This window comes from Saccharospirillaceae bacterium (genome assembly GCA_022448365.1).
In the GTDB taxonomy this organism is placed as follows: domain Bacteria; phylum Pseudomonadota; class Gammaproteobacteria; order Pseudomonadales; family Oceanobacteraceae; genus Bacterioplanoides.
The window spans coordinates 12,092-38,567 of the sequence record JAKVCS010000007.1 but is presented as its reverse complement, the minus strand read 5'-3'; the positions used below and the strand labels follow the sequence as shown (position 1 = coordinate 38,567).

At 47.5% G+C, this 26,476-nt stretch carries 25 protein-coding genes and 1 pseudogene; 9 read left to right on the top strand and 17 right to left on the bottom strand.

Annotated elements, in window-relative coordinates:
- Position 1: 1 nt before the first annotated feature.
- The 4 genes from MK185_16505 to MK185_16490 all read right to left on the bottom strand — a co-directional run bounded on the left by MK185_16505 (position 2) and on the right by MK185_16490 (position 2,651).
- The gene (locus MK185_16505) at positions 2–301 is read right to left on the bottom strand and encodes a Bor family protein (GenBank protein ID MCH2042234.1); all 300 of its coding nucleotides are present in this window, start codon (positions 299–301) and stop codon (positions 2–4) included.
- A gap of 21 nt (positions 302–322) precedes the next feature.
- Positions 323–613 (bottom strand): Bor family protein, encoded by a 291-nt coding sequence (locus MK185_16500; protein MCH2042233.1) that lies wholly within the window; start codon positions 611–613, stop codon positions 323–325.
- Positions 614–1,010: 397 nt separating this feature from the next.
- On the bottom strand, positions 1,011–1,895 hold the full coding sequence (locus MK185_16495; protein MCH2042232.1) for a DUF6268 family outer membrane beta-barrel protein: 885 nt from the start codon (positions 1,893–1,895) through the stop codon (positions 1,011–1,013).
- Positions 1,896–2,024: 129 nt separating this feature from the next.
- On the bottom strand, positions 2,025–2,651 hold the full coding sequence (locus tag MK185_16490) for a LysE family transporter (GenBank protein MCH2042231.1): 627 nt from the start codon (positions 2,649–2,651) through the stop codon (positions 2,025–2,027).
- Between the two features lie 116 nt (positions 2,652–2,767).
- Here MK185_16490 and MK185_16485 point away from each other — a divergent pair, with 116 nt between their 5' ends.
- The 7 genes from MK185_16485 (at position 2,768) to ahpF (ending at position 10,481) form a co-directional block, all read left to right on the top strand.
- A complete protein-coding gene (locus tag MK185_16485) occupies positions 2,768–3,646 on the top strand; it encodes a LysR family transcriptional regulator ArgP (GenBank protein MCH2042230.1) in 879 nt (292 codons plus the stop codon).
- Positions 3,647–3,672: 26 nt separating this feature from the next.
- Positions 3,673–4,746: a mechanosensitive ion channel family protein gene (locus MK185_16480; GenBank protein MCH2042229.1), complete on the top strand. Its 1,074-nt coding sequence runs from the start codon at positions 3,673–3,675 to the stop codon at positions 4,744–4,746.
- Between the two features lie 12 nt (positions 4,747–4,758).
- Positions 4,759–6,258 carry a carboxypeptidase M32 gene (locus tag MK185_16475; GenBank protein ID MCH2042228.1) on the top strand — a complete coding sequence of 500 codons (1,500 nt, stop codon included), beginning with the start codon at positions 4,759–4,761 and terminating at the stop codon, positions 6,256–6,258.
- 114 nt (positions 6,259–6,372) lie between these two features.
- Positions 6,373–6,825: a hypothetical protein gene (locus MK185_16470; protein ID MCH2042227.1), complete on the top strand. Its 453-nt coding sequence runs from the start codon at positions 6,373–6,375 to the stop codon at positions 6,823–6,825.
- A gap of 122 nt (positions 6,826–6,947) precedes the next feature.
- On the top strand, positions 6,948–7,589 hold the full coding sequence (locus tag MK185_16465; GenBank protein ID MCH2042226.1) for a hypothetical protein: 642 nt from the start codon (positions 6,948–6,950) through the stop codon (positions 7,587–7,589).
- 191 nt (positions 7,590–7,780) lie between these two features.
- On the top strand, positions 7,781–8,338 hold the full coding sequence (ahpC, locus tag MK185_16460; protein MCH2042225.1) for an alkyl hydroperoxide reductase subunit C: 558 nt from the start codon (positions 7,781–7,783) through the stop codon (positions 8,336–8,338).
- 589 nt (positions 8,339–8,927) lie between these two features.
- Complete coding sequence (gene ahpF, locus MK185_16455; protein MCH2042224.1) at positions 8,928–10,481, top strand: alkyl hydroperoxide reductase subunit F; 1,554 nt, start codon at positions 8,928–8,930, stop codon at positions 10,479–10,481.
- Positions 10,482–10,974: 493 nt separating this feature from the next.
- On the opposite strand, the pseudogene MK185_16450 reads toward ahpF, so the two are convergent.
- The 7 genes and pseudogenes from MK185_16450 to MK185_16420 all read right to left on the bottom strand — a co-directional run bounded on the left by MK185_16450 (position 10,975) and on the right by MK185_16420 (position 16,595).
- Positions 10,975–11,235 (bottom strand): annotated as a pseudogene (locus tag MK185_16450) (transposase).
- A 71-nt stretch (positions 11,236–11,306) separates the two neighbouring features.
- Positions 11,307–11,879, bottom strand: coding sequence for a DUF4375 domain-containing protein (locus MK185_16445; protein MCH2042223.1), 573 nt, complete (start codon positions 11,877–11,879; stop codon positions 11,307–11,309).
- Between the two features lie 97 nt (positions 11,880–11,976).
- Positions 11,977–12,951, bottom strand: coding sequence for a hypothetical protein (locus MK185_16440; GenBank protein ID MCH2042222.1), 975 nt, complete (start codon positions 12,949–12,951; stop codon positions 11,977–11,979).
- A 115-nt stretch (positions 12,952–13,066) separates the two neighbouring features.
- The gene (locus MK185_16435; protein ID MCH2042221.1) at positions 13,067–14,002 is read right to left on the bottom strand and encodes a hypothetical protein; all 936 of its coding nucleotides are present in this window, start codon (positions 14,000–14,002) and stop codon (positions 13,067–13,069) included.
- 428 nt (positions 14,003–14,430) lie between these two features.
- A complete protein-coding gene (locus MK185_16430) occupies positions 14,431–15,039 on the bottom strand; it encodes a glutathione S-transferase family protein (protein ID MCH2042220.1) in 609 nt (202 codons plus the stop codon).
- A gap of 327 nt (positions 15,040–15,366) precedes the next feature.
- Positions 15,367–15,618 carry a TIGR03643 family protein gene (locus MK185_16425; protein ID MCH2042219.1) on the bottom strand — a complete coding sequence of 84 codons (252 nt, stop codon included), beginning with the start codon at positions 15,616–15,618 and terminating at the stop codon, positions 15,367–15,369.
- Between the two features lie 20 nt (positions 15,619–15,638).
- The gene (locus MK185_16420) at positions 15,639–16,595 is read right to left on the bottom strand and encodes a LysR family transcriptional regulator (GenBank protein ID MCH2042218.1); all 957 of its coding nucleotides are present in this window, start codon (positions 16,593–16,595) and stop codon (positions 15,639–15,641) included.
- Between the two features lie 250 nt (positions 16,596–16,845).
- On the opposite strand from MK185_16420, the gene MK185_16415 reads away from it, so the two are divergent.
- The gene (locus tag MK185_16415; GenBank protein ID MCH2042217.1) at positions 16,846–17,523 is read left to right on the top strand and encodes a carbonic anhydrase; all 678 of its coding nucleotides are present in this window, start codon (positions 16,846–16,848) and stop codon (positions 17,521–17,523) included.
- A gap of 49 nt (positions 17,524–17,572) precedes the next feature.
- Here MK185_16415 and MK185_16410 read toward each other — a convergent pair whose 3' ends face one another.
- From MK185_16410 to MK185_16385, 6 genes are all read right to left on the bottom strand, one after another.
- Entirely contained in the window at positions 17,573–18,103 is a 531-nt protein-coding gene (locus MK185_16410) for a hypothetical protein (GenBank protein MCH2042216.1), read from the bottom strand.
- Between the two features lie 293 nt (positions 18,104–18,396).
- A complete protein-coding gene (locus MK185_16405) occupies positions 18,397–19,056 on the bottom strand; it encodes a trimeric intracellular cation channel family protein (GenBank protein ID MCH2042215.1) in 660 nt (219 codons plus the stop codon).
- The gene (locus tag MK185_16400; GenBank protein MCH2042214.1) at positions 19,056–20,432 is read right to left on the bottom strand and encodes a leucyl aminopeptidase family protein; all 1,377 of its coding nucleotides are present in this window, start codon (positions 20,430–20,432) and stop codon (positions 19,056–19,058) included. The genes MK185_16405 and MK185_16400 overlap by 1 nt, the downstream gene beginning before the upstream one ends.
- Positions 20,433–20,487: 55 nt before the next feature.
- Positions 20,488–21,696, bottom strand: a complete 1,209-nt coding sequence (locus MK185_16395; GenBank protein ID MCH2042213.1) for a hypothetical protein — start codon at positions 21,694–21,696, stop codon at positions 20,488–20,490.
- Positions 21,693–22,931, bottom strand: a complete 1,239-nt coding sequence (locus MK185_16390) for a di-heme enzyme (GenBank protein MCH2042212.1) — start codon at positions 22,929–22,931, stop codon at positions 21,693–21,695. The genes MK185_16395 and MK185_16390 overlap by 4 nt, the downstream gene beginning before the upstream one ends.
- A 91-nt stretch (positions 22,932–23,022) precedes the next feature.
- Positions 23,023–23,880, bottom strand: coding sequence for a metallo-mystery pair system four-Cys motif protein (locus MK185_16385; GenBank protein MCH2042211.1), 858 nt, complete (start codon positions 23,878–23,880; stop codon positions 23,023–23,025).
- A 271-nt stretch (positions 23,881–24,151) separates the two neighbouring features.
- Between MK185_16385 and MK185_16380 the strand changes: the two genes are divergently transcribed.
- Positions 24,152–25,888 (top strand): alkaline phosphatase D family protein, encoded by a 1,737-nt coding sequence (locus MK185_16380; GenBank protein ID MCH2042210.1) that lies wholly within the window; start codon positions 24,152–24,154, stop codon positions 25,886–25,888.
- The last annotated feature ends 588 nt before the right edge of the window (positions 25,889–26,476 follow it).

Here is a 26,476-nt window from a genome sequence, read left to right as displayed (position 1 = left end):
ATTACTTACAGCTAACTTCTACGGTTTTCGGATACCACAGTGGGAAGAAGATATTCACTAAACCGCTAACCAGACCGTTTACAAAGGTCAGTTCTGTTTTTACAGAGGTCCACTCTTTGTTGCCTTCGCACTTGTCTTCCAGATTTACGGGGTCGGAAACCTCAACCAGTGCCAGAATCGCATTATGATGCCATTCTTCAGTCTGAAAAGGCGTTGCTTGTGGCTCTGGATTACGATCGAAGTGAATCGTTGAACAGCCAGCCATTAGCAGCAAGGCAGTAGCTAAAATTACTTTTTTCATCATTTTCATCCTTAAACTATCTTATTTGCACCAAACTTTGGCTGTATGAGGAGCATAAATCCCCAAAGTAATTCCGCCCAACAGTCCATCAACGAACGTTTGTTGAGTTTGCATTTGAAGTGGACCCTTACTTCCACAAATTTCAGAAACGTTGATGCGGTTTTCTCCAACAAGACCCCACAGGTAGAAAGTCTGGCTTTCTTCGAATGTTGGATTAGAAGATAGCTTAGCTGCAGATTTGGGATGAATCGTAACAGTAGAGCAGCCAGCTAAGGCGACAATTGCAGATGCAGCAATCAATTTTTTGATCATTATAGTGATCCTTTACAATTTTAGGTCAGAATACGCTCGTCCATAAATAATGAGCGCAGTGCTTATAGCGCAGGCTATCTATATACGCAATACTCTGTTAGCCACAACGCAAAGATTCGTCGATAAACAGTAGTATTGGCGCGTTATGACTTGTAAATTCAATGACCACAGGTGTTCTTGTAATATCTGGTATCCGCAATTTTTTAACGTCATAGTGCAGCTTGAGCATTGAAAATAAGGTGCCAAGGGAATGCCGCTAACACTGTAGAATTGAGCGAAAGGTATTTGTGATGGGGCAGTTTTACTGCTTATCTGAGCCGAAAAATCAGGTTACTAACGACTTAACAAATGTGCTTAGCCGTTAATATCCAGATGTTTAGTCATAGCACTGTATATTTTAGTTAAAGCGTAGCTTGGCAGTAAGTTGAATGTAGCTACTGTCATCAAGCTTCAGGGTATCTTTAACGCCTTGCTCGTTATCCAATTCCAGTTCCTGATTAAACTGAACGCCGGCTTCACCGCCCAACCATACCGGCCCACCAACGTGGAATTCGGCACCTAAGCCGAAGCGAATTCCTTTTTGTTGAAAATCAAACGTTTGATCTTCTTTGCCGTTGTTGTACACGTGCCAGCTGCCACCTTCTGGTGTCAGTTTGGCAAAGTAGTGCTGCTTTCGGCTGGGCGCATAACTCAAGCGCGAAAAAGGGAAGCCGACGATGGCTTTTAAGGTTTTTCCGCTGTTGTATTGATAATTGGCCAGCGGCACAAATTTTCCTTCACCAAAACTGTGTGTGTAAACGATCCCCAAGTTGTAGCCATGGCCTTTGTTGCTGCTGTTGTACTGAGCAACAGCGTTGGCGGATAAATCATCAGTGCCGAAATACTCCAGCGACGATTTGACCCCCGGTGTCAGGTTAAAAATCCAGCGTGACGCATTATCATTTTTGATGATGTAGCTGACCGGAAACGCAATATCATACAGACGCTGTTTGCTATTGCTGTCTGCGTTCTCGATACGGAATTCACGTTCACGCAGAGTGAATTGGAACAGGAACAAACCGTTATCAATACTGCCCTTGGTGCCTAAGGGCAGTTTCAGATGGGTATCCAACTGAGTGGCTTTCGGATCATCCCCCGGGCCGTCAAGGTTGTTGATGGCTGCTTCATCAAAATAGGTAACAGCAAGGGAGCCCGCAGAGGTGGAAGGCACGTAATTTTCTTCAGCCAACAGGTTGTTGGCAGCAACAGCCAAGGTTGCGCTGACCAGAGATAAAAGTTTCATCAGTTTCTCCCGGAAGTGTCTCCCCTCAGCATAGTCGCTGTGATCCGATAAGTTAAGAGAATGTATGGCCGGCAGAGTCGCATCAGTGTTAGCAACGGTATTTTCTTCTTTTACCCATCAGTCATGAGATTAGAGTTTTTGTACTAACAAAACAGCCACCAGTAATAAGCAGGAGCCTGTCAGTGCATCGAGCAACTGCCAGTGATGGGGTTCGCTCAGCTTTGGGCGCAAATATTTTGCCCCTACTGCCAGGCTATAAAACCAGATTGCAGAAGCACTGCCCGCGCCCACAATAAACCAACCCGGGTAGGCTTGTTGGGCGCCGACACTGCCAATTAACACAATGGTATCGAGGTAAACGTGGGGATTTAGCAGGCTGATTGCGAGCGCCTGACCAACACTGCGCCACGGATTACCAACCTTTGCACCAGCTTCAGTGACCAGACTACCGCCACCTTGCCAAGCGCGATAAAACGCCTGTGCACTGAGCCATACCAATAATGCAATGCCCATCAGAGTAATGGCCGGTATCAGCGGTGGCATCCACTTCTGGATGGTGCTGATGCTGTAAACACCAATTGTAATGAGGATGGCGTCTAACATAAAACACACCGTGGTAATCACCCATGGGTGTTCACCTTGCAGGCTTTTGTTCAGCACCCAGGCGTTTTGTGCACCAATCGCTACAATCAGACCAAAACTCACCATTAAGCCGGTACTGATGGTGGTAACAATTTCGATAATTTGAGCGGGCACAAACGTCTCCTGAGTCGCAATTGGGTGAGGGCTGTCGCAGCGGAATTTGCAGGAACCTTACGGCCGGAACTATTATTAGTCCAACTCATTAATCTTATTGGGCATAAGTAAAACTAATGATTGATTATCGTGCATTGGAAGCCTTGGCGGCGGTGATAGAGCATGCTGGTTTTGAACGCGCCGCGCGTGTACTGAATATCTCGCAATCAGCGGTTAGTCAGCGCATTCGCCAGCTGGAGTTTAAATTAGGTCAGCCGGTGTTATTGCGCACTTCGCCGCCGCGACTGACGGACCTGGGACAGCGTTTGAGTAATCATCTGCAACAGGTTAAGCAGCTTGAGCAGGGTGTGTTATTTCAGGATGAAGAGGCGGAGGAGCTGAATATCCGTTTGGCTGTGAACGCGGATTCGATTGATACCTGGCTGGCACCGGCACTGTCAGCGTGTGAGTCGAGCAAGCGCATGAACTTTGATCTGGTGATTGAAGATCAGCGGGTAGGCCTGCAGCGCATGAAAAACGGCGAAGTAATGGCCTGTATCTGTGAAAGCGCGAAGCCAGTTAACGGCGGTATGGCGCAAAGGCTGGGTACGTTACGATACCTGGCGTTAGCCAGTCCGGACTTTGTAAGCCGTTATCGGAGTCATTCGAGCAGTCATCAGTGGTTGCAACAGGCACCGTGTTTGTTATTCAGTGGAGACGATCAGCTGCAGCACCAGTTTTTAAATAAGCTGAAGCTGGCCGCTCCCAGTCGTTTTCAGCGGGTACCTTCGAGTCGTGGCTTTGTCGAAATGGCCCGCGCGGGGCTGGGCTTTGGTATGATGCCGGAAATACAGGTGCGCGATTATCTGCAGTCGGGTGAGCTGATTAACGTGGCACCCAAAACCGTGATTGATGTGCCTTTGTACTGGCACTACTGGCAAACCGAAAGTGAATATATGGCGCAGCTACGTCATGCCGTTGCGGCGCAAGCGGCACACACACTAATTCAGAAATAACAGTATTCAGCTAACAGGAGATGGATGTGCAATTCGACTGGTGGAATGATCTGCTCTCGCAAAACTACGATTGGTTCTGGGATGTCTCGATTGCCCTGGGCATTACGTTATTTGCCGGGCTGTTCTGGCGTGTGGCGCGCAAACGCATTTTGTTGCTGGCGGAGAAAACCAAAAACCGATGGGACGACGTTGTTATCGAATCCGTTGGTATACCGATCAACTGGATTATCTTCGCCATTGGTATGACCTGGGTGGCGGATATTTCGGCGCGTCATTTCTCGTCGGAAGTAGCAACCAGCATTCCGGTTGTGCGCCAGTTGGCGCTGGTGATTCTGGTGGCCTGGGCGATCTGGCGTTTAATTAACCGGGTTGAAGATCGCCAGATCGACAAAGGTTCCGATCCAACCACGGTGCAACTGGTGGGCAAGGTTGCCAAGCTGACGGTGACGGTACTGATTGTGCTGCCCGTCTTCCAGTTACTGGGCATTTCTATTTCCGGCATTCTTGCCTTCGGTGGTGTGGGCGGTTTAGTGGTGGGTATGGCCGCCAAAGACCTGCTGGCAAACTTCTTCGGATCTATCATCGTTTACCTGGATCGCCCGTTTAAGGTTGGTGACTGGATTCGTTCACCGGATCGCGCCATTGAAGGTACGGTGGAAAAGATTGGGTTTCGCGTCACCCTGATTCGCACCTTTGATAAACGTCCGCTGTATGTACCGAATTCGGTATTTACCAATATCTCGGTGGAAAACCCATCGCGTATGTTGAATCGCCGGATCTACGAAACCATTGGTGTGCGTTATCAGGATTCGAAAAAATTACCGCAGCTGATTGAAGCGGTAAAAACCATGCTGCGCAATCATCCGGATATCGATACTAACCAGACGCTGATTGTGAACTTCAATAGCTTTGGTGCTTCCAGCCTCGACTTCTTTGTTTATACCTTCACTAAAACCACCAACTGGGTTGAGTACCACGAGGTAAAACAAAAAGTGTTGCTGGAAATCCTCGATATTATTCATCAGCACGATGCCGATTGTGCCTTCCCCACGCGGACTTTGCAGGTGGAGAGTTTGCCTGAGGGTTTTGTTGGGCAATAAGGAATTAATTAAATGTCTGCTTTCGAAAAACTCGTTAAACACTCCAGGAAAGTCTCTAACTTCAGCCACCTGTCTTCGATTTGTGGTTGGGATCAGGCATCGATGATGCCGGCCGGTGGCGCCGCAGCACGCTCTGAGGCCATGGCGGAATTGTCGGTGCATATTCACGGTTTGCAAACTCAGCCTCAGCTGGAAGAGTGGTTTAACGACGCTGAAAATGAAGCGTTAACTGCTGAGCAACAAGCCACCCTGCGGGAAATGAAACGCAGCTGGCAGCAGGCTAACGTTCTGCCGGAAGCTTTGGTGGAAGCACAATCACTGGCAGGCTCTAAGTGTGAGCACGCCTGGCGCACCCAGCGTAAAGAAAATGATTGGGTGGGTTTCGAAAAGAACTGGGCTGAAGTGGTTAAGTTATCTCAGGAGGAAGCGCAGATTCGCTCTGATGCTACAGGCCTTTCTCGTTACGATGCGATGTTGGAGATCTACGAGCCGGGTACCAGCAGTGCATCACTGGATATCGTCTTCGACGATGTGAAAAGCTGGTTGCCTGACATGATTGATCAGGCGATTGAAAAGCAAGCGTCAGAATTCTTTATAGCACCAAGTGGCCACTATCCAACCGAACAGCAAAAAGCGCTGGGCCTCGATGTGATGAAGCTGCTGCAGTTCGATTTTAACCACGGTCGTCTGGATGAAAGTGTGCATCCGTTTTGTGGTGGTGTGCCGAGTGATGTGCGTATTACCACGCGTTACAGCCAGGATGAGTTTGTTCAATCATTAATGGGCATAGTGCATGAAACCGGCCATGCCCGTTACGAGCAGGGCTTGCCAAAGCATCTGGCAGGTACCGCAGCGGGTGAAGCACGCTCGATGGGTATTCATGAATCCCAGTCGTTATTTTTTGAAATGCAGTTAGGTCGCAGTCCGGCCTTTATCGAACACTTAGCGAAGTTATGTGGCCAGCATTTCACAGGGCCTCATTCTACAGGAAAACAGGGTTCCGTTTTTGAAATCGATAATCTGCAGAAAATTTATACCCGGGTGAAAAAGGACTTTATTCGTGTCGATGCCGATGAATTAACCTATCCAGCTCACGTGATTCTGCGCTATGAAATTGAGCGCGATTTAATTAATGGTGTGATCTCTCATAAAGACGTTCCGGAATTATGGGAAGTCAAGATGCAGCATTATTTAGGTTTAAGCACAGCGGGTAATTTCCGCGATGGCTGTATGCAGGATATTCATTGGACCGACGGTGCTTTTGGTTACTTCCCGAGTTACACCCTGGGGGCCATGTATGCCGCACAATTTATGGCCAGTATGCGTGAAACCGTTGATGTCGAAGCAGCGATTCGTTCGGCCGATCTGACGCCGATCTTTAGTTGGTTACAGGAAAATCTGTGGCGCAAAGGCAGCTTGTTAACCACGGATGAGCTGGTGAAGCAGGCAACGGGTGATGTGCTGAACGCCAAGCACTTTAAAGCACATTTGCAGCAAAGGTATTTGGGGTGATTTTACAAGTCATTCGTTTAAATCGTTGATGGATTTGTGAGGGCGATCTCCCCCCCCCATTCCTTTGAGAATAAATTTATAATAGCTTCAGTTAATGAGTAGGTGAGAATCAAAATGGAAGTAAAGGAAGCACTGCAACTGGTTGATCGGTTATCAAACATAGCCGAGATTCATAGTAGAAGATACAGCTTTATTACAGCGTTTGTTTATGAGTACTTTTCAGAGATTTTTAAAATTGAAAAACTTGAGTCTGAAATGATCCTCAATAACAGAAATTTAGAGAAAGAACAGCAGGAAGACAGTTTTAAGTATTTGCCTGCCAAAAGGGAAATACATAATAAATATTGGTCAAATAGTTCTTTATTCTACGTTCCTTGCTCGGCTGGCTCTGAACCGGAGCATGACTGGTCGAAGGTTTCAGATATAGAAATTATGGAAACAGGAGACGATGATTGCCCTCAGTTTATCTTTATGTGCAAATATCAGGATTGCTCTGCAGTTCGAAAGGCTTTGCTTATAAAAATCGAGGGAGGAAGGCTAGGTATAGAACACGAATTCTACGGTTGATAAAGTACGTAGACGTGTTAGTCAATTTTCCCGAACCCATAGATATCTTTGAACTGTGTGAAGGTATCTATATGCGAGTAGCACTAGAATTTGTTATCTGAAAAATTGCTCTTGGCTTAATTATGATATCTGGTTTTGTGCTCTCAGGGTACGATGATGAAACACCTCAATGGTCCGACTTTAGTGATTTTCAGAAGCTTCATGAAGGTAATGATTGGCAACGATCAGACACAATGCCAGTCAAAGGCGAATCCAGATTTGTCTACTCTGAGAACTCTCTGAGGAAAGCGTACCCGACTACATTCTGGGTTCTTTTTGAGCCGGCGTTGTCATTTTTTAATGGCTGGGAAGAACATCCGGAAGAAATCGAACGTTCATCATTTATTTGCTTAGAGGTGGTGAAGGAACGACAAGAAAAAAACGGATTCTGGTCAGTTGTGAAGGTAACAGACTCAATTCCTGTTAAAAATATTACGTCTGATATTCCTGAATACACTGGAACAACCGATCACCTGGAGAGAATTCAATTTTTAAATACTTTGGAATGCACCGAGTTAAACAGTGAGTGGTTTTATTTCTGTGGCCGGGATTTACACCATGATTCCCTGGGAAACTGGATGCTGATACGCAAGGTTAAGTCGAATTACCATCTTATACTTTACTCCGTGTGGGATTACTCCGGTGAGGATGGCCTGTACTTGGGAAACATATTGCTTAGCGAAGAGTTCTTTGAAAGACTGCTAGAGAGTTCGAGAAGCTGGTAAATGCCAATAGCTATTGCTGTCACTTAGGTTGATAGCCTCCCTCAATCAACGATTAAGAATCCTAATCACCCTCTTTGAAAAGATCAATTTAACGAATCGCCCGCCGCTCCCTACTATAGATCCTGTTCTTATTACTTATGTTTTTACTTATCAGGCCTTCGGGCAAATGATTCACTTAATGGAGCAAAACCATGATCAACACTGAAATCAAACCATTCAGCGCAACGGCCTTCAAACAAGGCGAATTCGTAGACGTTACTGAAGCCGATGTGAAAGGTAAGTGGGCAGTATTCTTCTTCTACCCAGCTGACTTCACCTTCGTATGTCCTACTGAACTGGGCGACGTAGCTGACAAGTACGAAGAGCTGCAAAAGCTGGGCGTAGAAGTGTACTCAGTATCGACTGACACTCACTTCACTCACAAAGCATGGCACGATGCTTCTGACACCATCGGCAAGATCAACTACTACATGCTGGGCGACCAAAACGGCAGCATCACCAACAACTTCGGTGTAATGCGTGAAGGCCAGGGCCTGGCAGACCGTGCTACTTTCCTGATCGATCCGGATGGCGTTATCCAGGCGATGGAAATCACTGCAGAAGGCATTGGCCGTGATGCAGACGACCTGATGCGTAAGGTGAAAGCGGCTCAGTACGTTCGCAACAACCCAGGTGAAGTATGCCCGGCTAAGTGGAAAGAAGGCGAAGAGACTCTGGCTCCTTCTCTGGACTTAGTTGGCAAGATCTAATTCTGGCTTTGCCTATGAGCGAACGACTGTGTTGTGATTTTCGCTCGGCCCGTCGCCTACCAATTTGGTATGTCTCGGGCTCTCGCTTAAATCACGCCTTGTCCTTCATCTCACATGCTGTGCCAGAACAGCTTAAGTCGAAGTTCTGGCACAGATACAAAAAAGCTCCGCTATAACAGCGGAGCTTTTTTGTATCTGTAAGCCGAGCAAAAGCTTTGTTTTATGAGCAGCCACAGGATGTAGCGGAAGCATTTAGCTACATGGACAAAATGCAGGATGCACATTTTGCACAGCGAAGCTGCCCGCAGGGTGAGCTACAGGGATGTAGCGAGTGAAGTAGCACAAATGCGGTTGGTAAAATAAAGCTGTTGTTTGGCTGGTATCGAGGCAAGGGATTTGGTCAATTAACTTTCTTAATGACCCTTCGTTAGTAAATAGCTATCAATGTATTTAAAAAGATTGATTTAAATAATTCAAAGCAGCTCGCTACTATAACTTCGTACTTTGAATTAAGCAGTGCACATCACTGAGTCCATACATACATCAACGACCTCAGACGCGCTGAAACAAACAACACAAGGAGCTCGTCATGCTTGACGTAACTATGAAACAACAACTGGGCGCTTACCTGGCTAATCTGCGTAATCCGATTGAGCTTCAGGTATCGGTTAACGGTTCTGATAAAGCACGTGAGTTAGAAGAATTAGCGCGCGAAATCGCTGAATTACACAAAGATATCTCGGTTTCTGTGACCGAAGACGAAATCAACGGCCGCTCGCCAGTGATGACGGTCGCGAAGGCGGGTCAGCCAGCACGCGTTACGTTTGCCGGTGTACCGCTGGGCCACGAATTTACTTCTCTGGTACTGGCACTGTTACAAGCGGGCAGCCACCCATCGAAAGAAGATCAGGCACTACAGGATCAGGCGAAAAGCCTGACTCGCGAGCTGAACTTCGAAGTGTACGTATCGCTGTCGTGCCATAACTGCCCGGACGTGGTTCAGGCGGTGAACTTAATCGCAGCACTGAATCCAAACGTGACCGCCACCATGATCGACGGTGGTGTGTTCCAGCAGGAAGTGACCGACAAAAACATCATGGCGGTACCGTCGCTGTACTTAAACGGTGAGCCATTGGCGAACGGTAAACAAACGCTGGCGGAAATTCTGAATAAAGTGGATGACGACGCTGATGCCAAAGCCGCTGCGGCCGTCGCTGATAAAGATCCGTTTGATGTATTGGTTGTTGGCGGAGGCCCGGCGGGCGCATCAGCCGCGATTTACGCCGCGCGTAAAGGCATTCGTACCGGTATTGTGGCCGATCGTTTTGGCGGTCAGGTTGCAGACACCGTGGGAATCGAAAACTTTATTTCGGTACCGTACACCGAAGGTCCGAAGCTGGTGGCCCATCTGGAAGAACACGTTAAAGAATACGACGTGGACGTGATGAAAGCCCAGCAAGCGGTGGGTGTCCGCAAGACGGATTCTGGTTTAACCGAGGTCGAATTGGCCAATGGCGCAGTGGTCAGCGGTAAAACCGTGATTATGGCCACCGGTGCACGCTGGAGAGAAATGAACGTACCGGGTGAGCAGGAATACAAAGCCAAAGGTGTGGCGTACTGCCCACACTGTGACGGCCCGCTGTTCAAAGGCAAAAAGACCGCTGTGATCGGTGGGGGTAACTCCGGCATCGAAGCGGCGATAGATTTGGCGGGTATCGTGGAACACGTAACGGTACTGGAATTTGCAGACACCTTGCGTGCTGATGCGGTACTGGTGAAAAAAGCCGAATCGCTGCCAAACGTCACCATTATTAAAGAGGCCATGACCACTGAAGTGATTGGCGATGGCGAGCGCGTAACCGGGCTGAAATACCAGGACCGTTCAACAGGCGAAGAAAAGACGCTGGAGCTGGCCGGTATTTTTGTTCAGATCGGTTTAGTACCGAATACTGAATTCCTGAAAGGTTCGCTGAACTTATCCGAACGGGGCGAAGTCGTAATTGATGAACACGGCCAAACTAATGTACCTGGCGTATTTGCCGCCGGTGACTGTACTACCGTGCCGTACAAGCAAATTATCATCTCCATGGGCGCAGGTGCCACTGCGGCACTGGGAGCATTTGATTACCTGATTCGTAACTGAGTCAGAATTTGATGGAGCCTGATGAGAGGCATTGGTTAAACAAATTAACAGCAGCACCCTACGGGCTTAACCGCCCGGCCCACACGCTGTTAGTGTAAGAACCGTGGGCAATAAAAAGCCCGGCGATCATGACGATCCCGGGCTTTTTTTATCCATTTCTCAGAGCTATTTTTCGCACCAGGGACAGTCGTGTGTTATGCCAATCGCTTTTCCATTAAAACTGCGTTTTTGCCATAGCTTGGGCATATATGCGTTCCCGTAATTGCCTTGAAGCCCAGTAATGACCAAAAGCTATCTGAGCCCTGAACAGCAACCAGTGTTATTCTCTTAACACCTTTCAGTGCAGCCACTTTTAGTAGTTCTGCCATCATTGATCGGCCTAAACCTTGTCCTTTTGAGCGCGAACCAACAGCCATATCATGTAGATATAAGGAATCACTATTTTCAATATCTGGCAGAGGTTCGAATAATTTGGGTGGCTCATCTGCAGCTCATTCTCTGCTTCAAGCTTCTTAATCTTTGAGATTTCCTTCTCTTGCTTGCTGGTTGCTTCGGTTAACTTCTTCCGTTTATCTGCCACGATCTTTCCTTCACGGTATTCTTTTCGCCATCGTGACAGCATAAACGGATGTATGTCGAGAGTATTGGCTACTTCCTGAACCTGAATTCCTTCAATTAAGCTTAGCTGGACAGCTTTAACTTTGAACTCATTTGAATACTGCCAAGTCTTCCTTGGCTGAATATATTTGGGCATTGGACACCTCGTCAGTTTGACTTTGGTGTCCGTTAAAGCGGGGGAGGATCACAGTCCGATGCAGCAACTTGTTATGCCTTGAGCCTACCAACTGGAAACCCACATTTTTTGCAGCTTTTTCTATAATCCGGGACTGTCTGAGAACACTCTGGACAGTTACGGCTTGAATACTTCTCATCCTCGATGGCTTCTGCTTTATAGTCAATCTCTTTTGTCACGAAACGAGGAACGTTTTGTCCTTTTGCTTTTTTAGAAGTCCACATTTCCATTTCGTTTTTTGGTCCATAGAACTCTGCTCCATTTTCTTGAACATAGTTAGCTATTAGTTGGCCAAGTGGATCAGGATAGTCGGTAAATTTATTGGAAAGAGTCCTCATTTCTTCAGTGAATATTGAGTTTTCATCGTTCTCATAGAGATTTTTAGCATTAAGGAAGATTTTAGCCATTTCATTGGCTTTAAGACTTAATAATGCCTGATATGTTAATTGAGCTTTATTATCATCAGATTCAAAGAACTTTTCTAAGCCGCCATTATTGGCATCAGCCTCAAGAAGCCAAATAAGCCAATAAGTCTTTTCTGGATCTGATAGATTCTCAAACCCTACCGAATCGACTCTATCCAGAACTCTATCTTCTATCTTCATGATCGATGCTAATTAATTTATGAGGCATAACGCCCGCATTTGCGGCTGGTTTGTAGCGCAGCGGAAAACCAGTCCGACAACATGCGCTTGTCATGCATTAATCTACCTCTAGGTCACAACTGTTGCCGAAACCATCTGTGCCTTCGATTTCACCTTTACTAACCCACTCCCCATCGAAATCCATTTCTGCGCCATTGTCGAAAGTAACATACCCTGTTACATCTTTGCTGTTTGAGCAGGCGTCAACGTTGCCATAGACGTATTCACCTCCACAGTATCCGGATACGTCATAGTTATAACTTTTCCCACAGGCTCTTGCCACCATGATGAGGTAGTTTTGGTATTCAATTTCTTTTTGCGTCATCGGGACACAACCGTTACTTTGCTTCTTGAAATTAAGGTTGCAGCGCCAGCTGTTTCCAGTGGCATCAATTGAGGCATTCTTAGGAACAGAGAAAGCAATGCAGCCACCTCCAGATTTCATGAATCCTCGGCTGCACTTCCATCTACTACCTGTGTAATCTAGCTCCGCGTTTTTTGGAATTTTAACTGCATAGCATTCGTTCCCTGATTTATAAAAGCCTCGACTGCATTTCCAGCGGCCTCCGGTATAATCGAGTTCCGCATTTTTAGGTATAGAAACTGACAAACACTGATTACCAGATTTGTAATATCCCCGACTGCATTTCCATTTACTTCCCGTGTAATCTAGCTCCGCGTTTTTCGGGATATTTACTGTTAAGCATTTACTCCCAGATTTATAGTAGCCACGGCTGCACTTCCAACGGCTTCCCGTATAGTCTAATTCTGCATTTGGTGGAATTGATACCTGCAAGCATTGACTGCCTGACTTGTAATACCCTCTAGAGCATTTCCAGCGACTACCTGTGTAATCTAATTCGGCGTTTTTTGGGATCACAACCTTTACACATTTATTTCCACTTTTTTGGTACCCTCTTACACACTTCCATCTTTTCCCCGTGTAATCGAGTTCCGCATTAGCAGGCAACTCTATTCCAAGAGATGACTCCGATTGAAAAATCAGCAGTAATAAAATGATGGCGTACTTCATAATTTTCTATGCATAACGGCGCAAGCAACTGCAGCTGGAACGGAATTTGTGTTTGTGCGAAGATTTTCTCGCACAAACACAAATGGAGGGTAAGCTGTCAGATTGACTTGCTTTGTTATGCACTTAACAACCACCAGCACGCTACACCAGCTGAAAGATTTAATATAAACGACACAGCTGCAGTACCTATAAGCTTAATAGCGCCATTCTTCGATTTAGCCGCCATTTTTGTTACTGCATCAACATCACCATTAGTTAGCTGAAAAAGCCCTATATGCTTTGACTTGGCTGCCCACTCTGCCATTTCGGTATTTACTTTACTTGCTATACTCTGCAAAACAAAGAATATACCTATTAGAATTGGCGTAGCAGCTAACTGATCTTTTAAGTCAAAATTCATTGAAGCATATATAGAGCCAACACACACTGCTAATAGAGGAAGAACTGAGCCATTAAACCTATCAATATACCACTCATAATTTTTATAGATTGACCCTACCGATATAAATGCATGGGGCTTATTCCTTGCATTAATCCAATTTTGAATCCTAAGGAAAACTTCATCAGCATAAGACTGGCCTGCTCCATCAACTGTCACGCAAGTTGACCCCATCTCAAATTCCACATTATCAATTTCATTCGGAGACTTTGACAAAGCAGCCTGGAGGAACACTAAAGGGTTTATAGGATTTGAAATCCGAATTGTTATAGAAAGATCATTATCTTCTCCATTCACATCATGCACAACAGACCACCTCATAACCACTCGATCTGTTTGTTTTCCAGTTGGGATTTGATTCAGATTATTTAGATCATCCACTACCCCGTCTTGATGTGTTTTGTCTGCGTAAGATATTAGAAATGAAAATTCAGGATCTTTTTTTGGTGATAGTGGTGCAAGCTTCTCTGCAATATGGTCAAATATTTCACGCAATGAACCAAGATCACAAATGTATTTATCATCAAATACTTTCGTGATGGCGGCCAGCCTTGATTTAGTGATAGTGTATGGCTTGCCCAGCGTCGTAACCGTATTCGTTAAATCATTCATATAGATATCCTTTCTTGATTTTAATTTCTGCATAACAGTTTATTCGTGTGCGTGCCTGATATTCTGGCGAGACTCTTTCGAGCTTGGTCGTGTAACTATTTGATTTCATATAGAAACCTTCCTTAGCAAGACTATTCCCTTCCAGAAAAGCGTGCGCGCACACTATTTCGGCTGCGGTATGCCTACTATCTTGTAAACCACCGCCCGTAAGCCACTGATTTCTTTAGTGTTTAAAATATCATCAGAGAGAAATACGGACAAGCCTGAAAGCAAAGCGTGCCTGCTATCAGGCCTTTTCCCGAATCATACTGGTTGTAATGGCAGTGTTTCTCTGCATGGGAGAAATGGGTCGTTATGGTCAACCAAGAGACATAAAAAAGCCGCTGATAACCAACGTGATCAGCGTCTTGTGTGGAAGCTCTATGGAATCAGCCTTGTTCACTGGCTTTAAGATAAGCCTCACGTTGCTGCACGGTTTGCAGGTATTTTTGAGTATTCGGGCGATTATCCAAAATACCGTTAGCAGCGACTGTTTCCAGCATAAAGGTCATCATAATGTCGGCTGCACTGAATTCGTCTCCGGCAAAGTAAGCTTGCTTCGACAGTGTGTTTTCAATAAAGCTGAAGTCGAGTTCAATTTCTTTACCGATGTAATGGTCCATGGCTTGTTGGCCTGAGCGTTCTTCCATGTTCATAAACAGGTTGGTGATTACTGGTAAGCTCAGAGAACCCTCCGCGAAATGCATCCACTCTTGAAAACGATAATACGCTTCGGTACCGCGTGCTGGGCGCAAGCGATTCTGCTCATCCTGGTCGAGGATGTATTCAACGATGGCACCTGACTCACTTAGTAAGAACTCACCCGTATGAATAACCGGAGCCTTAGCCAGTGGATGAATGGCTTTAAGGCTCTCTGGTGCCAGGTGTGTTTCTGTGTCGCGTTGATGTTTTACAACCTGGTAGGGCAGTTGTAACTCCTCCAGTAACCACAGGACTCGTTTGGAGCGTGATTGATTCAGATGGTGTACGGTAATCATAAATTGTTTCCTGACGTGTATGTATGCAAGGCATTCGGGACGAACTGAACCGCTTGTGGGGTGCGTCAGAAAATCTCCCAATCTGAAGAAACCGGATACTGCTGGTTATTCGGGATACATTCCTGGTTGTGTTGTCACTAACGGGGCGGGCAGCCAAATGGTCTTGGCTGTTATCGCTCGGTATTCGCACTCAGCGCTGCGATTCTGATTAAGCAGGCGCAGAGTGTAGTCTGTTGCCGGAGCTTTCGGTGAGTGTTACCGGGCAAAACACTATGCCTGAGGTGCAATAATCAGCGGTAAGAGAGCGGAATTAAGTGCCCGGATGTGTTATCTGGGCTTGTATTGAGTGGAGCAGTAGGCTCGGCTGACATCCGGACTGCGTAGTTGCAAATGTTTGGTGGTGCGTCCTGAAACACGTTTTCGCCACATCTTAAAACTGCTGGCTTTCATTTCTCTGCGCATCAGTTTAATCACTTGTGATTCGTTAAGACCAAACTGCAGTTCGATGGCTTCAAACGGCGTTCTGTCTTCCCAGGCCATCTCAATAATGCGCGATTGTTGTTCCGCGGTGAAGGTCATAGTGCTTGCCTCAGTATCGGTTAGCTACATGTTAAATGGTGACCAAAGTCTTTGTCATTCTCTCGCACGTAATTAATAAAGGCCTGTGCTACCGGGCTGGGCTGTTTTGCCGACGGATACACCAGGCACCATGAGCGAACCAGCGGGAAGCCCGTTACGGGAGCAATCTCTAATAAGCCCAGTTCCAGCTCTGCCTGAATGCCCAGTTTAGGCACGACCGAAACACCCAAACCCGCCAGGATCGCGTGTTTCAGTGCGTCGCTGGAGCCAAGTTCCATATAGGGTTTAAAGTTGAGTTTGTGTTCCTGGCAATGAATCTCTAATGCCAAGCGGGTACCTGATCCTTGTTCCCTTACCAGTTGGGGCAGGTCGAGAAATTTTTGAGCGGATAGTGACTTTCCTGACTTCTTCAGTTTTTTTGCCAGGGAATGGTCGTGGCGCCACACCGGCACCAGTTCATTGTCGAGAAAGGGAACCGAAGTGAATGGTCGCTCACTCGGCACCATACCCATAACAACCAGGTCATCGCGATTGTTTTTCAGCCGTTCAATGGCGTTATGACGGTTCACAACATTCACCTGAGTAGCGACATTGTGGTGTTGGTTAAGGAAAGGCTGCAGCAGGTAGGGCACCACAAACTGTGCGGTATTCACCGCAGCGATGCGCAAGTCGCCAGAGATATTGCCGTCCAGTGCGTGCAGGTTAGCCTGCATATTGCGCAGTTCTTCGAATACTTGATTCACACTCTGGGCAACCACGTCACCCGCTTCCGTACGGTAAAGCTTGCGGCCCACGTATTCGAACAACTTCTGATTCAGTGTTTCTTCAAGCTGTTTGACCTGCGCGCTGACTGCAGGCTGAGTCAGGCCCAGTAATTCAGCCGCTTTACCATAACCTCCTTGTTGATCAACGGCCTGAAACAATTGCAGCTGGCGCAGACTTAAGCGATTTACCAGACGCTGAACGGTCAGAGGCATAACGACTCCAGATATCTATAAAGTAAGGTTTATGCTATTCAGAAAGGCTATTTGTTACAACTAATGCAGAGTCGTGCGGCTGTGGTGTTCTTTGAGGCAGTATTCTCGAAAAATCACTCTTTCCCTGACTTTAATAAAGTTGGGCTAATGTCGCTGGGTTCGCTCAGTAAAATCACGTATGCTTATTCTCCACAGATAAAATAGCCCTTAAAAATTAAGGGATATAACAGCGATAAAAGGTGAGAACACTGTGGATTTAAAGATTATCGAAGGCGTTCTGAACTTCCGTGAGAAGGTCTATCCGGAGCGCAAAGACCTGTTCGGCACACTGGCAAATGGTCAGAGCCCGCATGTTTTATTCATTACCTGTTCCGACTCTCGTATTGACCCTAACCTGGTCACCAGCGCCGACCCCGGCGATCTGTTCATCTGCCGCAACGCCGGTAACATCATTCCTCCCCACAGCACCGAAACAGGTGGTATGACGGCATCGGTAGAATATGCCGTGGCGGTGCTGGGCGTTGAAGACATTGTGATCTGTGGTCATACCGATTGCGGTGCGATAAAAGGTGCTTTAAACGTTGAGCAATTGAAAGGCCTGCCGCACGTGAAAGAATGGTTAAGTCACTGTCGCAGCGCGATGGAGATTGTTCGTGAACGTAACGGTATTGATAGCGAAGCGTGTATTGGTCATGAGCATCTTGGCGAAGCGATTGAAGAAAACGTTTTACAGCAGCTTCAGCATTTGCGTACTCACCCGGCAGTTGCCGCTAAATTAGCAACTGGCAAAGTGCGTTTGCACGGCTGGGTATACGATATTGAAAAAGGCGAGATACGTTGCAGCGACGGTGGCCCTTTCACCGATTTTCAGGAGCTGTATGCGGCTGAGGTTACTGCGGTGAATGAGCGACGGTTTTTCTCGAAGTAGACCAGAATTTCAGGAAACGGTATGTATAACCGTTTCCTGAATTTACAGATTACCAGTGATAACCAAATGATAGTTTTACCCGACTGTTATTATCATCGGTAATAACTAAGCCATCCTCTTCCGCCTTATCAATTGCATCAAATACTCCACTGGTAACGATGAATACCAGATCGATATCCCAGCCAGATGAGTATCCGCGTCTACCCCAGCCCAAACCAAGATTCATACCATGATAATTTTTCAGAGTTTGATCACAGAAGCTGCGAAAAGAGGAGCTGCCACAATCAGAAGTCTCCAGCACTCCGTTAGTGCCATAAAACGCTGAAAAACGAACACCAGAAGGACCTGCCTCCGGGAAAATGCGGGCCCCTAACGCCCAACCCAATCCGAATGCTGCGCCCACTGCAGCAAATGCGTCGACCTTTTCACCAACGGTGTGAGCGTAGTTTAGGCCGATACCGCCATAGGGAATACCAAGCCCTAAGCCCATTGAACCACCAGATTTATTATCGGTAACTTCAGCCAGAGTAAATGGGGAAGTGAACAGAAGAATGATCATTAATAGGCGAGACAAATTCATACATTGATTCCTTACAAAGTAATGTCTGTTAAACGGCGCGCAAGGTAAAGGAACCAGAAGTAAATATCAATCGCGTCAACTTAAAAGGATGAATTTATTGAACACAATAAACATTCATCCCCATGCCGATACCAGAATATGCTTTGAAGTGATGGCCCGATCACCAGCTGGCTAATGTCTTTACTGATATCACGATAGGCGCTATTCAGTTCAAACTGGTTCTGATTAAGCCTCGATTTTTGATCATAAGAAACTCAGGCAAAGACCGCCTTAAAGCGTTGTGGCCCAACGCTCTATTTCTCACGATACTCCGGTAAAACCAGATTCCAGCGAATCGCCATCAGTCGGGTTATAAAAATAAAACCAATCACCACCGCGGCAGACACCGCCTGACTGATCTGATACTCGTTCATAACAATTAATATCAGTGAACCAACCCAGGCAACAGTGGCATACAGTGTGTGTTCACTACGGAAAACCACCGGGATTTCGTTTAATAAAATATCGCGCAAAATACCGCCGGCGACACCGGTTAATACCCCCATAAAACTGGCAACCAGCCAACTGACTTCTAACGCCAGCGCAGCCTGAGTGCCAGCCACCGTATACAATCCCAACCCTGCAGCATCCGGTACAATAAACCAGCGACTGGACAGGCGAATGGAGCGGGCCAGGTAGAAAGTGAAAATCGCCCCGAGCCAGGTGAACACCAGATAACTGTCGTCGTGTACCCAGAACACATCACGATCCAGAATCACATCGCGTAAGGTTCCGCCACCCAGAGCGGCACTGAAGGCGATGATCATCACACCGAATAAATCGAATTGTTTACCGCGGGCGTCCAGTACGGCAGCCGCCCCGGTAAAGACCGAGGCAAACATGGTTGACCAGTACAACACCTGTTCAGCGCTGAGATGTTGTTGGCCAAAAAGAAGTTGCGTTAAATCGGGCATTATTCAGCGTTAAAACGGTTTTGCAGATAAGAGAAAACAGCACGGATTCCCATTGCTTCTCCACCGGTCGGACGTCCTGGTAATTTGCGCTGGTTCCAGGCCATGACGTCAAAGTGCACCCACGGCGTATCGTCCACAAAGTGCTCCAGGTACAGAGCCGCCGTAATCGCACCGCCAAACGGTCCGGGTACCGAGTTCACCATATCCGCGACGTCACTTTTTAACATATCGTTGTAAGGCGTGTGCAACGGCAGTTGCCAAACCGGGTCAGTAACTTTATTGCCTTGCTGCATTAAATCACTGGCCAGCTGCATTTGGTTGGTAAAGAAACCCGGCAGTTCAGTACCCAGTGCGACGCGACAGGCACCGGTTAATGTTGCAAAATCGAAAATGATTTCTGGCTGATCGCCAACCGCTTCGGTGAGCGCATCACACAACACCAGGCGACCCTCTGCGTCGGTGTTGTCAATTTCAACGGTGGTGCCTTTGCGGGTGGTGATAACATCACCCGGACGGAAAGCATTGGCACTGACGGCATTCTCAACCGCCGGAATTAATACCCGCAAATTCACCGGCAACTGCTGCGACATGATTAAGTACGCCAGGCCCAATACCTGAGCCGCGCCCCCCATATCTTTTTTCATCAGACGCATGGCCGCGGCGGGTTTTAAATCAAGGCCGCCGCTATCAAAGCAAACGCCTTTACCCACCAGGGTAACTTTCGGGTCTGAGCTTTTGCCCCAGCGCAGATCAATTAATCGCGGTGCATGATCGCTGGCGCGGCCAACAGCATGAATGGTTGGATAGTTTTCAGTTAATAAATCGTCACCAACAACCTGTGTCACGCTGGCGCCAAATTGCCCGGCGATGGCTTCGGTTGCCGCGGCTAAATGCTGCGGCATCATATCGCCGGCCGGCGTGTTAATCAGATCTCGGGTCCAGCTGACTGCCTGCACCATATCACGCGCTATTTTCAGTGCATCGCTGTCGGTTAGCACTAGCTGAGCCTGTGGTTTGTCGTTGCTTTTGTACTTTTCAAAACGGTAAGCACCAGTGCCCCAGGCAAATGCGATGGCAATTAACTGATCAGTATCGTTGATATTATCAATCTGATATTGGCCAGCTGGCAGCTGAGAGGAAAGGTCACCGGCGGCAAAAACATTATCCAGCGTTGCACAGACAAACAGTGCGCGTAAGGCTGAACCATCGGCGTTGGGAATCAGTTGTGCGCCATTGCCGTTATAACCACAGCTTCGCAGCCAGGTTTGGCATGCGTCTGTTTGTGCCGCCAGCCAGCTTTCGTAAGCGGACTTTTCCAGAATTGTCAGAGGAACAATGGTACTGGCTTGATCGGCGGCTAATAAAACTGCGGACATAAGGTGTGGACTCCTGAATGTGAATCCACACAGTATAGGAAAGAATGACGGGCGCTTAAAAGCGGAATGATTGTTGTAGGTGAATTTCAAGGCGCGCAGGATACGATTGCCAGCCCAGGCCGTCGCTGTATAACAGCTGTAATTTCTGATATTGCGACAGCGCCATTGTTGCCATCCAGGTCAGTCGTTGTGGCGTATTTCCGGCGTTGTTCAGACGTGAATCATCCAGTTTGTTATCACTGGTGTTGCGCACTTCGGTATCGGAATACAGGTAGTCGTAACGCATGCCAAGCTGCAGCTGCTGGGTGCTGTCAGACCACCATAGCTGGTGGTAGTGACCCTGGCTGTTTAATGTCAGTTCGGCAATATCACTGCTGGCGCTGTTGCTGCGGCTGTACAACCGACCGTCTTCCCGGCGCTGGCTGTATTCCCCCTGATAACTCAGCTGGCCAAGTTGGTTTATGGAGTAGCTGACCTGTAAGCCTGCGCCCCAATGGTAAATTGTGCCATCAAAAAACTCTGTGAATCCTGAGTTGGTATGGACATGGGTGTTATTGCTCAGATCAAACAGAAACATACCGCGATCCGTCACATCGGTATAATAACCGTTCATCAGAAACGTGATGTCCAGTGCTGCAAAGCGCTGGTTTAATTCAATCTGATACAATCCTGCCAGGGTCTCCTTGTTACTGTTTAAATGCTCACTGCCAAGCAGGTTCAGTGAGTGATCGATTTGCCAACCAGCGAATTGCTGGTGCCGTTGCAGGTTAATACCCGCATCAGCCAGTTGATCTCCCCAATACACTTTATTGACCAGTGGCGACTGAATAAAGGTTTGTGCGTGTTGGTGCTGATGATTTAAAAAACCGATACGCGGTAAATATTTACCCAGGGTCAGTTGCAGCTGCTGTGTGTGCCAGTCATTACGTATCCAGGCTTCAGCTAACTCACTGCTGCCACTGTGATAAGCCAGCGCTATCTTGCCGGAAACGGCATCAGTATTAATGACCTGAGAAAACGCTTCCGGAAGCTGGCGCTGTACCGACAAGTCAGCATGGTCCATGTGCAATCCGGCATATTCCTGATGTTGATTGGTGGGTAAAAAGCCCAGCATGTTCGGACCGGATTGCTGTCGATACACCAGATCAGTGTCGAGTTGCCAGGTGGTGGTGACAGGCCCGTGATCAGGAGCCGATGAATGGTTGGCTGATGCCAATACCTGGCCGCCGATGCAGGTCAGAATAATCATCAAAGCCGACTTCATAACGACGGTTCCTGTGTGGTGATAAATGGATTGGCGAAACGGGGATCGTTAATAAATTCGTGATCCGTCAGACTTTTCAGGAAGTTCACCAGATCGGCCTTTTCCTGAGCCGTTGCTTCAAAGCCGGATACAAAACCATTGGCTAATTTATTGGGGTTGGCACGACCATCTCCGGCGAGATGACGGATCGCATTGGCCGGTTGTCCCAGCGATTCATTAATAATGGCCAGATTATCGATATCCCCCGACGATTGAATCTGACGACCACCGTTGGCGTAAAACTCGACGATGCCTTCTAACGTTTGAATGCTGCCATCGTGCATGTAAGGTGCGGTCAGCTCAATATTTCTCAGAGTGGGTGGGCGGAAGCTACCCTTATCTTCGGCTTTGCCGGTTACTTCAAAAGCGCCCTGATTATTTTGTGGATAGTCACCATCCTGGCTCAGATTGTATAAACCGTTGTTAAAAAACCGCTGGCTCGGAATGGTAAGTGAATTAACGTTTTTGCTCGATTGTGAAAAATTAAAACTATCGTGACAGTGGAAGCAGTCGGCTTTTTCGCTGAAAAACAGATCACGACCACGTTGCGCTGATTCCGATAATTGCCCTTTATCAAACGCAGAACGATCGGATATTAAAATGCGGTTAAACGATGCCAGTGCTTTGATTATGTTAGCCAATGAAAAGGGATCAGCATCGTTTGGAAAGGCGGCGCTGAATAATTGCTGGTACAGTAAACGGTCGCGGAAGCGCTGCAGAATATGACTTAAATTACCGTCGTTTATACCCAGTTCAATCGGGTCTTCCGCTGTCAACGGAATCAAAATTTGTTGTTCCAGTGTGGTTAAGCGTGGGTTGGCCCAGGTGTAATTAATGTTGTAAGCCACGTTCGTCAGTGTTTGTGAATTACGCGCTAATAAATCTCCGGTTGTGCCATGGGGTAAAGCAGTACCGTCACTGAAGGCTTTGCTCTGTTCGTGGCAGGATTCGCAACTTTGTTGTTGATTGGATGATAACTGCTTGTCATAAAATAAATGACGCCCCAGTTCAATTTTGGCGTCCGTTAAAGGGTTGGCATCGGGCACCACTGGCATGGCAAAACCTGCTGCCGGGTTGAGTTGTAACAGCGTTATTCCTGCAGCTGGGGTATCTTGCAAGCGTTGGTATTCAGACTCTTTGCAGGCGCTGATAAACAAACCCAATAACGGCACGATCAGTTGAATAAAACGAGGCATAAAATAGGTCTGCAAGAAATAACAAAATAATGCAGAACCGACAGGCTTAGTGCTGTCGGTTTCTGATACAGGGTTGTCGTTGTAATAAAAACTATTTTGGCTCAGAGCGAATCCAGCTTTGGCTATTACAGTCCCCGTTTAAACATTGGCCGGAGGTTAAGTCCAATCCGAGAGATTTAAAGACTTCACCACATTCCGGGTCGTCGATACGAGACATACAGCCCGGAGGTGTATTAGCCGTGTTGCTGCTGATGTTTGAGTTATTCACCAGGGCGGCGTAATCAAACACAATCTGGTCAGCATTCAGGTCGATATTTTCCAGTGTATAGCGTGGTCGATTGCCATTGTTGCAGCGTGCATCAGCATTTTCGCCTGTGCAGTTGGTTGAACCCAGGTGGATGTTCCAATTGGCAACATCCATCCGGATATGTTTGTAACCTGCGGTCCAGTTCCAGTGCATAAAGATACTTTTGGCCAGGATACCTTCGGTTTGTGTTGCGTCCAGGTGGTTATATTGTTCAGGAACCCCCAGTGTAAAACGCACACGTGTGTAGTCTGCAGCTTCGGCCACGGTTCCCTGGATCTGGTTATAAATGGTCGTTTCCTCAGAGGACGGGTCTTGATTTCCACAGAAAGTGATCAGGCTGATACCGCGTTCAACATCGGTATTTTTGGCACTGCTGAGAGTGACCTTCTGAAATTCGCCACTTGCCGTTGCAACTTCCAGCTCCGAAATATAAGCACCAAAGTATTTAATATCGGCGGGCGTTTGTGCGGTGCCGACCGTTTCGGTATTGCTACCGCATTTCAGTTCACTGCTGTTCAACTGTGCTGCAAATTCCAGACTGATGTTTTTATCGCCAGACTGGCTGTCACTGTCTGAACCACAGGCTACCAAAGCGGCAGTGGCTGCTGTGAGTGCGAGCTTACTGAATGTACGAGCTTGCATGATCTTCCCCCGAATACCTTACTGTAAATTTAGGGCGTAATTATCGGTGTTCGTCAGGCTTCTGGGGTGTGACAGGTTGTCGCACCGGGGGAACTTTTGCCCGTTAACACGGGTGAAGTTTGATATTGCTCAAGGTTATAAATGCTCGTGTAACAATACCCCTGTCATGCTGGTGCAAAGAAAGCGCAATCTTACGGTCAGAAAACAGCCACGCAGATGTCATCAGTGGCACGCTAAATAGCCGTCATAACTCAGCTTAACCGGGCTAATTATGTCGCTATCCCCAATGCCGCTGACACGCCGACAATTTATGTTCCGCAGTGTGGCTGCTTCCGCGATTTCTTATTCGGCTTACAGCGATTCTCCGGAATACGCTGAGTTTCAGCACCGTCAGTCTCATAATACGTTTCCTTTTCAGCACGGCGTTGCCAGTGGTGATCCGTTAACCGATCGGGTTATTTTATGGACTCGTATCACGCCGCCACGCCGTGATTTTTCTCAGCTACCGGATTATCCGATTCATTATCGCTGGCGAATCGCGCTGGATGCGCAATTTACTCAGGTGGTAGTACATGGGCATGGCAGCACCGATATTAGCCGCGACTTTTGTGTAAAAGTGGATGCCAGCGGTTTAGCGCCAGGCCAGAGTTATTATTACGTGTTTGAAGCACTGGGGCAGGTGTCCGATATCGGGCGCACCAAAACGCTACCCCAGGCAGGCGTTGAGCATGTGCGGCTGGCGTTTACGTCGTGTTCGAATTACGCCCGTGGCTATTTCAACGTGTATAAGGAAATCGCCCAACGTGCAGATCTGGATGCGGTGCTCCATCTTGGGGATTACATTTACGAGTACGATAATATTGAGCAGAGCCTGACGACGGGTCGATTGCATCAGCCCACACACGAAACCAAAACACTGCAAGATTATCGTCTGCGCCACGCCTGTTATAAAACCGATAAAGATCTTCAGGAAGCTCATCGCCAGCATCCTTTTATTGTGATCTGGGATGATCATGAAGTGGCAAACAATGCCTGGGGCGCCTTGGATAAAATTGCCACGACAGACGGTGGCGCCGATAACCATCAACAACATGAGGGCGATTGGCGTGTGCGTTTATCCGCCGCAGTGCGCGCCTATATGGAATGGATGCCAATTCGAGAGCAAGTGAATCAACAGGGTCAGCATCAGGTGTATCGCCGCTTCCGTTTTGGCGATTTATTAGATCTGAACATGTTGGATACCCGACTGGCTGGTCGCGATGTTCAGTCGGATGATCCGGATGTTCGCGATGACCAGAATCGTACCTTATTGGGTTACGAGCAGGAGCGCTGGCTTGAGAATAACTTAGCTCAGGCACAACAAGACGGAGTAACCTGGAAGCTGCTGGGGCAGCAGGTGATGATGGCTCAATTTCAGCTGAATAACTCGCCACTCAATCATGATCAGTGGGATGGTTACCCGGCGGCGCGCCAGCGTTTGTTTGGCCATATTCGACAAGCCAATATCGACAACTTTGTGGTATTGACCGGCGATATCCATTCCAGCTGGGCGCTTGAATTGCGAAACAATCCTTTCAATGACGCTGATGAGAATGCTTTGGGTGTCGAACTGGTAACGCCTGCGGTGACTTCGCCAGGTATTGAAAGTCAGGCCCAGGCAGTGTTGGCTGCAGCCTCGTTACAATCTTTATTACCCCATTTGAATTTTGTTGAGTTCTATCATCGTGGTTACGTGCTGCTGGATATCCGCCCGCAGCAGATTCAGGCCGAGTGGTGGGTCGTGGATACTGTCGAAAGTCCGCGCTATGTCAGCGATTGCCTGCGTGCCCTGATCATTCCTGCCGGTAAGTCACAATTACAGCCCGCAGGCGAAATAAGCCACGCCAAATCTTCTGCGCTGCTGGCACCTGAATTTTCGTCCTCCTTTGCTTACCTGCGGCAATGGCGACAGGACAGACGCCGCTATGGGCTGGAAGGTGTACTGGCAGCTAACGTCGGTGTTCGTTAGTGCTGGTTCCATGCGGCATCAAAGTGCCGATCAGGCCTTGTTAAGTAACCGAGGTCTTACGGCCACGCGGCGGAGTTGTTAACCGACCATGGGGCACCTATTGCAACCCATAGTTTTCCACGCTTTCTGTGGATAAGATTTTGGATAAGTTTGGGGTATTTGTCGCCAGCCCGCATCACTTGGCCTCCTTTGTTAAATCGATGAAATTTTAACCTATCTGTCATATTTCTCTGAAGAGCACACCCTACCTGGGCTTGCAAGCAATTAGTCAAATAAAATCAATGCGTTGAGGCGCTTAAAAAGTGTTTGATGATTTCTTCCCGGACATCAAACGTTCTGTGGAAAAGTCTGTGGTTATTCTTGGGAAATACAGTGGAATCTGTTGTAGATAAAGTTTCTGCAAGGGTTTCGCGCAACTTTAGTGGGCGTTGTGTACTTTGCCACATAGATTTATCAACAATTGGCTGCGATTCAGCAGGATAGGTTTACGTCGTTTTGGCGCGATCGTTCCTATCTGATCATTCTTTTTATTGCCAGAATATCGGCCGAATCGGGGAGCAGTCATACAGCTGTCACAACAATAACGAT

Excerpts from the sequence above, each read along its gene's own strand:
- MK185_16505 (MCH2042234.1), bottom strand. The coding sequence starts at position 301 with ATGAAAAAAGTAATTTTAGCTACTGCCTTGCTGCTAATGGCTGGCTGT.
- MK185_16500 (MCH2042233.1), bottom strand. The coding sequence starts at position 613 with ATGATCAAAAAATTGATTGCTGCATCTGCAATTGTCGCCTTAGCTGGC.
- MK185_16495 (MCH2042232.1), bottom strand. The coding sequence starts at position 1,895 with ATGAAACTTTTATCTCTGGTCAGCGCAACCTTGGCTGTTGCTGCCAAC.
- MK185_16485 (MCH2042230.1), top strand. The coding sequence starts at position 2,768 with ATGATTGATTATCGTGCATTGGAAGCCTTGGCGGCGGTGATAGAGCAT.
- MK185_16475 (MCH2042228.1), top strand. The coding sequence starts at position 4,759 with ATGTCTGCTTTCGAAAAACTCGTTAAACACTCCAGGAAAGTCTCTAAC.
- MK185_16470 (MCH2042227.1), top strand. The coding sequence starts at position 6,373 with ATGGAAGTAAAGGAAGCACTGCAACTGGTTGATCGGTTATCAAACATA.
- MK185_16465 (MCH2042226.1), top strand. The coding sequence starts at position 6,948 with ATGATATCTGGTTTTGTGCTCTCAGGGTACGATGATGAAACACCTCAA.
- ahpC (MCH2042225.1), top strand. The coding sequence starts at position 7,781 with ATGATCAACACTGAAATCAAACCATTCAGCGCAACGGCCTTCAAACAA.
- ahpF (MCH2042224.1), top strand. The coding sequence starts at position 8,928 with ATGCTTGACGTAACTATGAAACAACAACTGGGCGCTTACCTGGCTAAT.
- MK185_16445 (MCH2042223.1), bottom strand. The coding sequence starts at position 11,879 with ATGAAGATAGAAGATAGAGTTCTGGATAGAGTCGATTCGGTAGGGTTT.
- MK185_16440 (MCH2042222.1), bottom strand. The coding sequence starts at position 12,951 with ATGAAGTACGCCATCATTTTATTACTGCTGATTTTTCAATCGGAGTCA.
- MK185_16435 (MCH2042221.1), bottom strand. The coding sequence starts at position 14,002 with ATGAATGATTTAACGAATACGGTTACGACGCTGGGCAAGCCATACACT.
- MK185_16430 (MCH2042220.1), bottom strand. The coding sequence starts at position 15,039 with ATGATTACCGTACACCATCTGAATCAATCACGCTCCAAACGAGTCCTG.
- MK185_16425 (MCH2042219.1), bottom strand. The coding sequence starts at position 15,618 with ATGACCTTCACCGCGGAACAACAATCGCGCATTATTGAGATGGCCTGG.
- MK185_16420 (MCH2042218.1), bottom strand. The coding sequence starts at position 16,595 with ATGCCTCTGACCGTTCAGCGTCTGGTAAATCGCTTAAGTCTGCGCCAG.
- MK185_16410 (MCH2042216.1), bottom strand. The coding sequence starts at position 18,103 with ATGAATTTGTCTCGCCTATTAATGATCATTCTTCTGTTCACTTCCCCA.
- MK185_16405 (MCH2042215.1), bottom strand. The coding sequence starts at position 19,056 with ATGCCCGATTTAACGCAACTTCTTTTTGGCCAACAACATCTCAGCGCT.
- MK185_16400 (MCH2042214.1), bottom strand. The coding sequence starts at position 20,432 with ATGTCCGCAGTTTTATTAGCCGCCGATCAAGCCAGTACCATTGTTCCT.
- MK185_16395 (MCH2042213.1), bottom strand. The coding sequence starts at position 21,696 with ATGAAGTCGGCTTTGATGATTATTCTGACCTGCATCGGCGGCCAGGTA.
- MK185_16390 (MCH2042212.1), bottom strand. The coding sequence starts at position 22,931 with ATGCCTCGTTTTATTCAACTGATCGTGCCGTTATTGGGTTTGTTTATC.
- MK185_16385 (MCH2042211.1), bottom strand. The coding sequence starts at position 23,880 with ATGCAAGCTCGTACATTCAGTAAGCTCGCACTCACAGCAGCCACTGCC.
- MK185_16380 (MCH2042210.1), top strand. The coding sequence starts at position 24,152 with ATGTCGCTATCCCCAATGCCGCTGACACGCCGACAATTTATGTTCCGC.